Consider the following 12357-nt stretch of genomic DNA (forward strand, 5'->3'; position numbering starts at 1 on the left):
AGGGTGCCATGCCTTCTTACTGAGTTGTAGTATTTTTCAATATAAAAATACGTTTGTGTTGTCATTTCACTACGACTCAGTTCATTTAAATTCTTTATCCACTCCTTTTTATACTGCGCGAAGAAGCTTTCTGAGCATGCGTTATCCCAGCAGTTGCCTTTTCTAGACATACTCACTGTGACACCTCTATTAGTTAACCACTTCACTGTTTCCTTTGCGACATACTGAGCTCCTTGATCTGAATGAAAGAGCAAGTTCGAACCATCAGGTTTGCGTGCAGACCATGCCTTTCTCAGTGTTTTAATAACTAACTCGGCGTTGTTTATCCGGCTTGTTACCCAGCCAACAACCTTACGAGAATACAAATCAAGGATGACGCATAAATACTGCCAACCATCTTTACAGCGTACTTGTGTGATATCTGAAACCCACACGGTATTTACTGCATCAACATTAAACTGGCGTCGTAGTAAGTTACTCGCTTTGATTGTACCTTCTTTCTTCGCGCGGCTTGTATAGCGCCTCTTACCTGACTTTGAACGATACCCAACGCTTTGTAAAAGTCTCTGCACACGTCCTTTACTGCAATCAAAGCCATGTGCTACCGCTGCTTCCCAAAGCTTTCTATAGCCCGGGATACAGTGCTCCTGGTCGCTAATATGCTTTAGAAACTTAAGTAACGAACTGTTCTCTTTCTGGCGTGTGCTAGGTAATTGCTTTAACCATTTATAATACCCAGCCGGCGACACAGATAACCAACTGCACAACTTTTTCACTGTGCGTTTGGCGTCTGTGACCTTGTGGATATATTCGAACCTTATTCTTTTAGGCTGTCGAAGTAGACCTTCGCCTTTTTTAAAACGTCATTCTCCAACTGAGCATCTTCGAGTTGCTTCTCAAGCTTGCGAATTTGGCGCTCTAAATCTGTGTATGATTTGTCAGGGCCTTGGTTCTTAAGTGGCTTTGATGTTTTCTTCTTCGAGGTCATGTGACTTCTCCAACTTGATAGCATGTCAGGATGAATACCGTATTTATTAGCGACCATCTTAACTGTATCTGTGGTGTCTAACGACTCTTGAACGACTTTTATTTTAAATTCGAGGGAATATCTACGCTGTGACTTTACTTTCATGATTACTGACTCCAAAAAGGTGTCTACTTTTATGGAGTCAGATCAGTCAGTTGAGCGGTGGAGTTGTTAAGTGCGGTGTCTTACTCAGCATTCACTTTGTTCATTCTTCGGGTAGGTTGGTTTGAGCACAGCGAAGCCCAACATAATCCATGTAAACCTTTCCTCTGATTAGGCTTGACCTAGACTCTTTAAACTTTACTCTCGCTAACTCGCTAACTCGCTAACTCGCTAACTCGCTAACTCGCTAACTCGCTAACTCGCTAACTCGCTAACTAACTACCGACATAAAGCCTTATATTTTCAGCATTTGTGTACTGAGTGAATGCCATCGTATTCGCTGTGTTTATCAGTAATTGTTGCTGTTGTTTTTCTAGTTTTAGTTCTGCGCTAAGTAGCTCTTTGCGGATGTTAGGGTAGTCTGAAATCTCGTTTTGAATAGTTTTCAGGTAGGCGCGTGTGGCTCGTAGGGGCTGTAAAGCTTGCTGGTCAAATTCGGCAATGCACGACTCAAGCTCACTCAGTTGAAAGGGTGTTACAGCCAGCTCTAAAGAATCAAGATAATAAAGCAGCAGGCAAAGGTTCACATTTTTGCCTTGCTGGTCTTGATAGCCTAGTAGCTTTGCTTGCATGCCGTCTTTGCTGTAAAGCTGACATGCAAACTGCCAAAACTCTTCGCTGTTAAGCGGTTTCATCGGCAAAGGCCTGCTCTTTTTCTTCAAGCTCTTCAAGTGCCATGAGAAGCTCTTCTTCAACGTCATTAAGCTTGGGTGTTAAGCTTGCTTGCTTAGCGAGTAGCTCTGTCAGTTTGGCTTTATTTTCATCATTGTATAAGTCATTGTCGGCAAGTGCGTTTTCGATTTCACCAAGCTCTGTAGAGTACTTATCAAGTTGCTTTTCAAGCTTTTCGATTTGCTTTTTCAACGGCTGCACTGATTTTCTAAACTCAGCTTCTAAGCGCTTTTGCTCTTTGCGGTTAACGCTTGAATGGGCTTTAGGGGCGTTGTCTTCAGGGCTTTTAGCAGCTTCTTTATTGGCATTCAGTAGCCATTGGTAATAGGCATCAAGGTCATAACCAAATTGTGTTACTTCGCCGTTATCAACGAGGTAATACTCATCAGCGGTATTTTTAAGCATATGACGGTCGTGCGATACGGTCACCATAGCGCCTTCAAAGCCTTGCAGCGCCATAACTAAAGCATGGCGCATTTCTAAATCGAGGTGGTTGGTTGGCTCATCCAGTAACAGTAGGTTTGGCTTTTGGTACACCAGCATTGCTAGTACTAAACGGGCTTTTTCACCGCCAGAAAATGGCGCAACTGGCTCAAGTGCTTTATCGCCAAAGAATGCAAAGCCACCTAAAAAGTCACGCAATGATTGCTCTGGAGCTTGCGGATTTAAACGTTGTAAATGGGTCACTGCACTGGCTTTTAAATCGAGTGACTCGAGTTGATGCTGCGCAAAGTAACCAATATTTAAGCCCTGATGCTGAAATACTTCTCCTGCTTGAGGCTGTAAATCGCCAGCTAATAATTTAATCAGTGTTGATTTACCCGCACCATTACGGCCAAGCAGCGCAATACGGCTACCCGGCACTAGGTTTAGCTTGATGCTATGCAAAATGGTGGTGTCGCCATAGCCTGCTTTGGCTTGGTCGAGAGTCATTAATGGGTTTGGCAGTGCTGTTGGCTCAGCAAATTCAAAATCAAAGGGTGAGTCAACATGGGCTGGAGCCAGCTTTTCCATACGCTCTAGGGCTTTTACGCGGCTTTGTGCTTGCTTAGCCTTACTGGCTTTTGCTTTGAAGCGCGTAATGAATTTTTCTAGGTGAGCAATTTGTTCTTGTTGCTTTTCGAACATCGCTTGTTGTTGTAATAAGCGCTCTGCTTTTTGGCGTTCGAATTGCGAGTAATTGCCTTTATAAACATTTATTTTTTGTGCGTCTATGTGCCAAATTTGGTCAACAACGGCATCTAAGAATTCTCGGTCATGGGAAATAAGCACTAGAGTGCCTGTGTAGGCACGTAAAAAGCGCTCTAACCAGTAAACCGCATCGAGATCTAAGTGGTTGGTTGGCTCATCCAGCAGTAATAAATCGGCATCACGGATCAGTGCTTGTGCTAAGTTTAAGCGCATACGCCAGCCACCAGAAAAGGCGCTCACTGGGTTGTCTATTTGCTCATTACTAAAACCTAAACCGTGTAATAGCTCTCCTGCTTTTGCCTCAATGCTATAGCCTTGAATATGTTCTAGGCCAATATGTGCTTTTGCCTGCGCATCGCCGTCGTTATTTTGCTCAGCTTCGCGTAGTGCAATTCTTAGCGCGTAATATTCCGGATGACCCTGTAATACATAATCTAGAGCGCTGATTTCGAGCGCGGGTGTTTCTTGCTTCACAGAGGCAATTGACCAGTCTTTAGGAATTTGGTATTCACCGGCATCGAGTTGCAATTCAGACTTTAATAGCGCGAACAGCGTTGATTTACCACAGCCATTAGCGCCAACAAGGCCGACTTTATGCTCTGGGAATAAGGTTGCAGAGGCCCCTTTTAGTAAGGCGTTACCACCACGTAGAAGTTCGATGTCTGAAATTTGGATCATGAATGTTTACTTGCACAGCACTGATTAAATTGCCGCTATCATAACACGGATCACATTAGCCTTCGCAATCGTATCAAACAGAGAATTATTAGGCTAAAATAGCCGCCTACATGCCACGGGAGATCATTTATGAGACAAAAGAAACGCTTTATTGCTGGCGCATCATGCCCTGAGTGTAAGGCCATGGATACCATGATGCTTTATAAAGAACATGATGTGGAAAAAGTGGAGTGCGTACAGTGTGGCCACAAAATGACGCAACCAGAGCAGGCAGTGCAAGCCTCAACACGCCAATTTGAGCAAGTGATTGGTGTATTTAAGCCGGGCGATTAATTCCCGGCTCTATCACTACCTAATTACTCTATCACTACCTAATTAATAGTGCGGCGGTGGCGGCTCTTGCATTTGTGACATTAAAGATGGCTGCTGCGCTTCTTTAATCTTTTCTGCAAGTAACTCTGTCTGGCGTTTCATTTTAGCCAGCTGCTGTTGGTGCGCTTTAAGCTCATCGTTTAATATTTCAATTGTTTCATCTTGAAAAGCGACTTTCGCTTCAAGTTCCATTAGACGATCTTCAATTGTATTCATTTGATTCTCTTAGATTAAAACTTTCAGCGAATCCGCTGGAGCTTTCGGTTAATAACGCTTGGTTGTTATCAGTAAACGCAACATCTAACACCACGGCTGATTTCGGGCGGCTTCCTTCACGAGGAATCACTTGCCACGTTTGTAATTTTTTACCCGACTCTAGCTGCCATAAATCAACCAATCGATTGGGTGAACCGGTGGCAATTAAAGTGCCTTCATCGTTAAAACGGACGGCGGTAAAAATTTTCTGACGCGCAATATACGCCAGTTTGCTAACAAGATCACCAGTAGTCAGTTGCCATACATTTGCTTGCTTCATACTGTCTGCGGTAAATGCGTAACGACCTTGTGGATCAAGGGCGACTTGAGTAACGCGACTTGGGTGATTAAAGCGGTGGATCACTTGCCCTGTGCGAGTATCCCAAAAGTAAGCAACATAATCATTTGAGCCGCTAATGGCGTAGTGACCGTTAGGCGATAGATCAACAACATTGACTTTTTCTTGGTGGCCAAGGAACTCTATGCGCCTGCCACTCTCTAAGTCGAGGTAAACGACTACACCGTCGGCGCGGCCATATAATACACTGCGCCCTTGGTTACTTATCGCGATATCTCGAATTGTTGAGGCGTGTATTTTGTAATAACCCGTGTTGTTGCCCGTGGCAATGTCCCACACTGCAAAGGTGGACTTCTCAGCGGTAACTGCATGGCTATTGTCGTAAGAGATAGCAACAGTATGAACCAAGCTATCTTCATTTTGTTGTTGAAACCATTGGTATTTTAGCACCTGTTGTTGATTATCCCACAGTGCGACCCCATGGTGTATTGATGAGATTAAGCTGTATTTGCCATCGTGTGACAGCGCACTGGCGAAGGCACCTTTAGCCGCATGCTCATAGCGTGCAGTTGATTGCTCATGTTGCTCAGAGCAGGCTACAACTAAGCAAAGGCTGAGCAGATACAAAAAAGTACGAAATATCGACATATTACGAGTATTTCCCCTTAACTCTTAGTGATTGAGAGGTTAGACTAGGTCTCGTTGAAGGCCTAGGTTGTTAGTCTAATCGCTGATCATGCATAGGCATGACGTTAGTTATTAGACAAGCAGCCTACCATGTAGGTCGTTAATCTTTAACTAGTAATAATACAATAATTGACAACTGCAAAGTGTGTCGGAGATATAAAATGAGAAAGACGATTAAATTGTCATTGATTGCAGCGTCAGTTTTAGCGCTTACAGCTTGTAATCAGGAAGCAAAAAAAGAACAGCAAGTTGAAGTTAAACTAGAGACTGAAGCTCAACAACAAGCATACGGTATTGGTGCATCTGTTGGTAACTTCTTAAACCAAGACCTTGCTGATAAAAAAGCGCTAGGCGTTGAACTAGACGAAGCACTTCTTAAGCGTGGTTTTGAAGACGCACTAGCGGGTAACGCTAAACTTGATGACGAAAAAATTCGTGAAGTGTTAACGGCGCTTGATCAAAGCATTCGCACTAAGCAACAAGAAAAAGCGAAAGTAGAATCTGAAAAGAGCAAAGCTGAAGGCGAAAAATACCTAGCTGAAAACGCGAAAAAAGAAGGCGTTACAGTAACTGAGTCTGGCCTACAGTACGAAGTGATCACTGAAGGTGAAGGCGAAAAGCCAGTAGCAACTGACGTTGTTAAAGTACACTACAAAGGCACTTTATTAGACGGTACTGAGTTCGATAGCTCTTACTCACGTAACGAACCAACTACTTTCCCACTTAACCGTGTGATCCCAGGTTGGACTGAAGGTTTACAATTAATGCCAGTTGGCTCTAAGTACAAGTTCACTATTCCATCTGAACTTGCATACGGTGAGCGTGATCTTGGTAAGATCCCAGCAAACTCAACGCTTGTTTTCGAAGTAGAATTACTTGAAATCCAAAGCGATGACAAAGCTGTACCAGCTGAGTAATATTTAACTCAATAAAAAAGGGCTGAAAAGCCCTTTTTTTATGCGCGAAGTTTATTAACTAAATGCCGCTTCTTTCATTTTTAATGTGCCACTATCTGCATCAAGCTCAACCACAGTGCCAACAGGCAGAATAAATTGGCGTTTAATATGGCCAATCATAGCCCCACGATAGGCAGGAATTCCCAGCGGTTTTATATAATCTGCAAAAATATCGTCAAGGGTTAACGAGCCATAACCGCGGCCTGGCTTACAGTCATTACAATCGCCAAATACAAAGCCTGCAATTTTATCAAGTGCGCCCATAAGTTTTAGTGTGCTCATCATTCTGTCAATTCGATATGGCGCTTCGTCGATATCTTCTAAAAATAAAATTGCGCCATCAAAGTCAGGTAAATAATTCGAGCCTGCGAGGGCTGTCAGTACCGTTAAGTTACCGCCGATTAATCGTCCAGAGGCTTTACCTGGTGTAATCGTTTGGGTCAGGTACTGAGTGTTAACAAGCTCATCATCGGCTTTTGGTAAGTTTTGGAAATGCATCAACTTACGCGCTCCGAACATATTCTTAAATTGTGCAACATGAAACGAGTTCCAGTCACTCGATGCATTTGGACCATGAAAGCTGATTAACCCAGCTTGAGACAGTAAGGCGTTATGAAGAGCGGTAATATCTGAATAGCCCAATAGAGGTTTTGGATTGTTACGGATCATTGCGTAGTCGAGCAAAGGTAGAATACGGGCAGCGCCTGAACCGCCACGTAAACACAAAATGGCATCAACCTCTTTGTCGCTGAATAAACTGTTTAAATCGCCGGCTCGCATTACATCAGTGCCTGCTAAATGTCCGCGTCTTGCTAAAATGTTTGGTGCAAGCTTAGCCTTGTATCCCAGTGCCTCTATAACGCCTTTTGCTAGTATGATATCAGCCTGTTCGGCAGTGGCAGCTGACGGGCTACACACACCAATTGTGCCGCCTTTTTCCAGCGCTTTTGGCTTAATTAATGTTTGGGTACTGCTATTCTGCGCCGCCATTAAAGGAGCTGATGTTAAACTTGCGCCAGCGGCAAGGATTGAAAGTGACTTTAAAAATGACCGTTTATTCATAGCGAGCCTCATGTTTTTATAGTATGAGTATCGCATTGAAGAAAATATTTCAAATATTTGTTACAAAATGGAATAGATGATTCTTTTTGGCAAGGCAAAAACACTTCAGCAGAGAGTGTTTCTCTGCTGTGCAACTAAGCTGTTAGCTGGTGTGATTAGAATATAAGTTGTCGATTAACTCATCTTCTAGCTCAAAGCGCAGTTCAAGTGCTTCGCCTAAGATTGATAGGTCTTTATCAAACTCATCAAGCAAGTCATCTTTGTCAACTTCTGCGTATTTGTCGTTAAAGTCGAGTGCTACATCTGTGGTTTCAGAAATGCGCGGGTATAAGGCATTCGCCAGCTTTTGGCTCTCAGGACCTTTTTCTTCACACGCTTTGGCAATGTCGTCGTAAATTTCGAAATGGCCAGCAGAAAGGTAATCCATCAGAATTTGGCAAAAGTTTTGAATTTGCAGCTGATCAGGAAGGGCATGATCTTTCTTTTCGTACGGTGAAAAGCCTGCAATACGGCAGAACAACACAAGCAGCTCTTGACGTTCTGTGAGCCATTTGTCGATTACAGAGTGACTACCACCCCATTTTTGTTGAGCTTTTTCCAAACGCGTCAGCATATTTCATCTCCTCGCTGAGTAGGTTTTCCTTTGTATATATAAAAAGGAAATATGACACAAAGATCAACTAAATTCTTAGTGTCTAATTGCAACAGATTGTAAAAGTCATTCTAAAGACATACTTTTCAGCATTGAATAGGCCAAAAAATGACCTTGTTTTTAGAGTGGACTTTTTTTGCTCTCATTGCAGTGTATGGGAATTGATTCAAAACTACTAGTATTAATTTTGCAATTTTTATCTAAGCGGATGAGTTGTAATTTGCTGATTTAGAAAAGAAAAAACCACCAAAATTGGTGGTTTAATTCTTTTTCTTAGACTTGTTAAAACAAGCGTTCTTATTATTATGGGAAGATTGTTGTTCTTATTGTTATAAGATTTTTATTATTTTTTTTGTTAACGCGGGGTAAGTTATACCAAGCTTTTTTGTATGTTGCAAATTTATTAATAGAAAGTTTTAAATTTATTTTGTTTTCGCTCAAAAAACGCACATTAGGCTTAGGTTGGCTGAAAAAACATGATCTATATCTAGCCTTGATTATCTATCCATAGTGAGACGCGCAATATGGTGATACAATCTGCTCAATTTCATTCAGTTCTAGGATTCTATACGCATGAGCGAATTAAAAAACGATCGTTATTTACGTGCACTACAAAAGCAACCTGTTGATGTCACACCGGTATGGATGATGCGCCAAGCTGGCCGCTATTTACCTGAATACCGTGCTACACGTGCCCAAGCAGGCGACTTTATGAGTTTATGTAAAAACGCTGAACTTGCTTGTGAAGTAACGTTACAGCCATTACGTCGTTATCCGCTTGATGCTGCAATTCTATTCAGTGATATTTTAACTATTCCTGATGCTATGGGCTTAGGTCTTTACTTTGAAACAGGTGAAGGTCCAAAATTTGAACGTCCGATTTCTTCATTAGCAGATGTTAAAAAAATCCCAAATATCGATCCAACTGATGAGCTTGGTTATGTGATGAATGCGGTAAGTACGATTCGTCGCGAATTAAAAGGTGAAGTACCGCTAATTGGTTTCTCTGGTTCACCTTGGACACTTGCCACTTACATGGTTGAAGGTGGTAGCAGCAAAACATTCGGTAAAATCAAGAAAATGGCCTTTGCAGAGCCACAAACACTGCACCTATTACTTGATAAATTAGCTGACTCAGTAATCGACTATTTAAACGCGCAAGTTAAAGCGGGCGCGCAATCGTTAATGGTATTTGACTCATGGGGCGGTGTATTAAGCCCACGTGACTACAATGAGTTTTCATTACAATACATGCACAAGATTGTTGATGGCTTAATTCGCGAACATGATGGCCGTAAAGTACCAGTGACGTTATTTACTAAAAATGGTGGTCAGTGGATTGAAGCCATTGCAGCAACAGGCTGTGATGCAGTAGGTCTAGACTGGACTATTAACATCGGTGATGCAAAACGTCGTGTTGGCGATAAAGTCGCGCTGCAAGGCAACATGGACCCAGCAATGCTGCATGGCACGCCTGAGCGCATTCGCCAAGAAGTTGCTACTATCCTAGAAGACTTTGGTACAGGCTCTGGCCATGTATTCAACCTAGGTCACGGTATTACACCAGATGTAGACCCAGAAAACGCAGGTGTATTTATCAACGCGGTTCATGAATTCAGTGGTAAATACCACAAATAAGCAAAAGCTAATCGTAAAAAAGCCCGCATTAAGCGGGCTTTTTGTTGTAATTTATTTCGTTACTTAAACAAACGATTTAAGCCATTTAATGCAGCTACGCGATAGGCTTCAGCCATAGTCGGGTAGTTGAACGTGGTATTTACAAAGTAATCAATGTTATTACCGCCGTTCTTTTGTTCCATAATCGCTTGACCGATGTGAACGATTTCAGAGGCACGCTCACCGAAGCAGTGCACACCCAGTACTTCTTTGGTATCAACATGGAATAAAATCTTTAAGCTACCCACCTCGGTGCCTGCAATTTGTGCACGTGCTAAATGCTTAAATTGAGCGCGGCCTACCTCGTAAGGGACTTTTGCAGCTGTTAACTCTTGCTCTGTTTTACCCACTGAACTCATTTCAGGAATTGTATAAATACCTGCTGGGATATCAATGATCAGCTTTTCATCACAGTTACCACATGCAATCGCATCGGCTGCAATACGGCCTTGGTCAAATGCTGCACTGGCAAGGCTTGGGTAACCTATTACATCGCCCACAGCATAAATGTTGTCGACTTCTGTTTGGTATGTTTCATTCACTCTAAGCTGGCCACGACCATCTGCTTTTAAGCCTACAGCTTCAAGGTTTAATGTGTCTGTGTTACCAGTACGACCATTGGCAAATAAAATACAGTCAGCTTTTACGCGCTTGCCTGATTTTAAGTGCATTACCACACAGTCATCGCGAGTTTCTACGCGATCAAACTCTTCATTATGACGAATAACAATACCGCTATTCCAAAAGTGATAGCTTAGAGCATCTGATATTTCCGCATCCATAAAGGCAAGTAGGCGGTCACGGGTATTCACTAGGTCAACCTTGGCACCTAAGCCTTTAAAAATAGAGGCGTATTCACAACCGATTACACCGGCACCATAAATCAGCACACGATGAGGGTCATCTTCAAGGCCTAAAATGGTATCGCTGTCGTAAATACGTGGATGTTTAAAGTCTACACCTGGTGGACGGTAAGGGCGCGAGCCAGTAGCAATAACGATTGTTTGTGCAGTAAGCGTTTCAAACGAACCGTCTAGGTGCGTCACTTTGATAGTGTGTTTATCAATAAATTCAGCATCACCTTGATACATATGAATGCGGTTACGTTCATAAAAGCTGCTGCGTAAATTAGATTGCTTTGAAATGACGTTACTTGCGTGGCGCAAAATATCTGGGAAAGTTAAGCGGTTAGGGCGTTCACTAATATTAAATAGCGGGTTTGCTTTATATTCAATATAACGACTTACAGAGTGACGTAATGCTTTTGACGGGATAGTACCCCAGTGCACACAACCGCCACCTACTGCTTCTTGACGCTCAATAACAGCGACTTTTTTGTTACTTTTAGATAGGTTCATGGCGGTACCTTCACCGCCAGGACCTGTACCTATGATGATCGCATCATATTGATAAGATGGAGTATCTTTTTGCTTTACTTGTTGTTTGGCCACAGCCGCTCCTATGTTAACTAAAAGAGGCTTTTAACAACCTCGCATTTAGTGCAAGCCAAGCCTGCTTTTGGTTTTCCCAAGCGGCTTCAAGCTCGTGATATTGTGTCATTAATGCTGATTTTTCACACTGTTTCATCATTTTATTACGTTTGATTTCTAACACGCGTTTTTGCAAGGCACAGAAGTGTTGCAGTTTTTTCAGCAGTAAATCGTACTCAGATTGTAATAATGTAAGCTTATCTTGCGCTAAAGGCAATTTTGCAAGGCGACCTTGAGTCTTATTCATCAAGGTTTCTGCTTTGGCCTTTTCGATTCGCTCAATCGGTGTGCGCTTTAATTTTGAAGCAAGACCGATTGCCGCTAAAGAGCGGATCATCCACTTAGTTGGATCATAGTGATACCACTTAATGCCATTGCGATAGTCGCTAGCAAAAATGTGGTGGAAGTTATGATAGCCTTCACCGTATGTGAATAGCGCTAAAAAGCCATTATCACGGGCGGTGTTTTTTTCTGTGTACGGACGTGAACCCCAAATATGTGCCAGCGAGTTGATAAAAAAGGTAAAATGTTGGCTCAATACCAAGCGCAGTAAACCAACCAGTAATAACATGCCCCATACATCGCCAAGCATTAAACCAAGTAGTAGAGGAATACCAAAATTAGTCGCGACGACTAACTTCATATAGTGACGGTGTTGCCACATAACAACTTTGTTTTTTTGTAAGTCTCGGCAGTTACTATAGTTACCGTATTGCTCGCCTTGATAATCGCGCAGCATCCAACCTATGTGGCTATACCAAAAGCCATTAGTAGCGGCGTAAGGGTCTTTGATTGGATCATCGACTTGACCATGGTGAATACGGTGATCGCTACTCCAGTGCAAAGCACTATTTTGTAATGCAAAAGCGCCGCCTAAGGCAAAAATTACTTCAATAACAGGATGCACATCATAGGCTTTGTGTGCCCATAAACGGTGATAACCTGCAGTAATAGAAAGTCCGGCGTAGAACATACAGCCAACAAAGGCTATCCACTGTGTACTGGTGTATCCGTAGCTAAAGCCATACCAAGGAACAAGGGTGATCGCGGCCAAAAATGTAAGGCTAAAAAATAGCACATTGGTCCAAATAATCGGTGGTTTTTTCATCTGAATAAATCTCGGCGTACAGTTGTACGCTAAAATAGTGTTTCATTCTCTCCGCGTCAAGTATTAGACT

General features: G+C 42.6%; 12 protein-coding genes. 3 read left to right on the forward strand and 9 right to left on the reverse strand.

The window, feature by feature from the left end:
• From PASHI_RS04670 to PASHI_RS04685, 3 genes are all read right to left on the reverse strand, one after another.
• A protein-coding gene (locus tag PASHI_RS04670) for an IS3 family transposase (protein ID WP_156426457.1) occupies nucleotides 1-1132 on the reverse strand; the annotation gives its coding sequence in 2 pieces (ribosomal slippage) (nucleotides 1-859 and nucleotides 859-1132; 1133 coding nt annotated over the 2 pieces). This gene is flagged as partial in the annotation.
• Between the two features lie 272 nt (nucleotides 1133-1404).
• The gene (locus PASHI_RS04680; protein ID WP_062564764.1) at nucleotides 1405-1824 is read right to left on the reverse strand and encodes a TIGR02444 family protein; all 420 of its coding nucleotides are present in this window, start codon (nucleotides 1822-1824) and stop codon (nucleotides 1405-1407) included.
• Entirely contained in the window at nucleotides 1811-3730 is a 1920-nt protein-coding gene (locus tag PASHI_RS04685) for an ATP-binding cassette domain-containing protein (protein ID WP_062564765.1), read from the reverse strand. Before PASHI_RS04685 ends, PASHI_RS04680 begins: the two co-directional genes overlap by 14 nt.
• A gap of 129 nt (nucleotides 3731-3859) precedes the next feature.
• Here PASHI_RS04685 and PASHI_RS04690 point away from each other — a divergent pair, with 129 nt between their 5' ends.
• A complete protein-coding gene (locus tag PASHI_RS04690; protein ID WP_054562906.1) occupies nucleotides 3860-4063 on the forward strand; it encodes a YheV family putative zinc ribbon protein in 204 nt (67 codons plus the stop codon).
• A gap of 42 nt (nucleotides 4064-4105) precedes the next feature.
• Here the strand turns inward: PASHI_RS04690 and PASHI_RS04695 are convergent, their stop codons facing one another.
• Entirely contained in the window at nucleotides 4106-4318 is a 213-nt protein-coding gene (locus PASHI_RS04695) for a SlyX family protein (protein ID WP_054554490.1), read from the reverse strand.
• The gene (locus tag PASHI_RS04700; RefSeq protein WP_062564766.1) at nucleotides 4305-5303 is read right to left on the reverse strand and encodes a WD40 repeat domain-containing protein; all 999 of its coding nucleotides are present in this window, start codon (nucleotides 5301-5303) and stop codon (nucleotides 4305-4307) included. Before PASHI_RS04700 ends, PASHI_RS04695 begins: the two co-directional genes overlap by 14 nt.
• 200 nt (nucleotides 5304-5503) lie before the next feature.
• Between PASHI_RS04700 and fkpA the strand changes: the two genes are divergently transcribed.
• Complete coding sequence (gene fkpA / locus PASHI_RS04705; RefSeq protein WP_062564767.1) at nucleotides 5504-6259, forward strand: FKBP-type peptidyl-prolyl cis-trans isomerase; 756 nt, start codon at nucleotides 5504-5506, stop codon at nucleotides 6257-6259.
• 54 nt (nucleotides 6260-6313) lie between these two features.
• On the opposite strand, the gene PASHI_RS04710 is transcribed toward fkpA, so the two are convergent.
• Nucleotides 6314-7360, reverse strand: coding sequence for a S66 peptidase family protein (locus tag PASHI_RS04710; protein ID WP_208855480.1), 1047 nt, complete (start codon nucleotides 7358-7360; stop codon nucleotides 6314-6316).
• Between the two features lie 142 nt (nucleotides 7361-7502).
• Complete coding sequence (locus PASHI_RS04715) at nucleotides 7503-7973, reverse strand: Rsd/AlgQ family anti-sigma factor (protein ID WP_054562902.1); 471 nt, start codon at nucleotides 7971-7973, stop codon at nucleotides 7503-7505.
• Between the two features lie 612 nt (nucleotides 7974-8585).
• On the opposite strand from PASHI_RS04715, the gene hemE reads away from it, so the two are divergent.
• Nucleotides 8586-9650 (forward strand): uroporphyrinogen decarboxylase, encoded by a 1065-nt coding sequence (gene hemE / locus PASHI_RS04720; RefSeq protein WP_054562901.1) that lies wholly within the window; start codon nucleotides 8586-8588, stop codon nucleotides 9648-9650.
• A gap of 59 nt (nucleotides 9651-9709) precedes the next feature.
• Here the strand turns inward: hemE and sthA are convergent, their stop codons facing one another.
• Both sthA and PASHI_RS04730 read right to left on the reverse strand, forming a co-directional pair.
• Nucleotides 9710-11140 (reverse strand): Si-specific NAD(P)(+) transhydrogenase, encoded by a 1431-nt coding sequence (sthA, locus tag PASHI_RS04725; RefSeq protein ID WP_062564769.1) that lies wholly within the window; start codon nucleotides 11138-11140, stop codon nucleotides 9710-9712.
• A 13-nt stretch (nucleotides 11141-11153) separates the two neighbouring features.
• On the reverse strand, nucleotides 11154-12287 hold the full coding sequence (locus PASHI_RS04730) for an acyl-CoA desaturase (protein WP_058586121.1): 1134 nt from the start codon (nucleotides 12285-12287) through the stop codon (nucleotides 11154-11156).
• Nucleotides 12288-12357 lie beyond the last annotated feature (70 nt).

Origin of the sequence: Pseudoalteromonas shioyasakiensis (genome assembly GCF_001550135.1) — a bacterium.
Classification (GTDB): Bacteria; Pseudomonadota; Gammaproteobacteria; order Enterobacterales; family Alteromonadaceae; genus Pseudoalteromonas; species Pseudoalteromonas shioyasakiensis.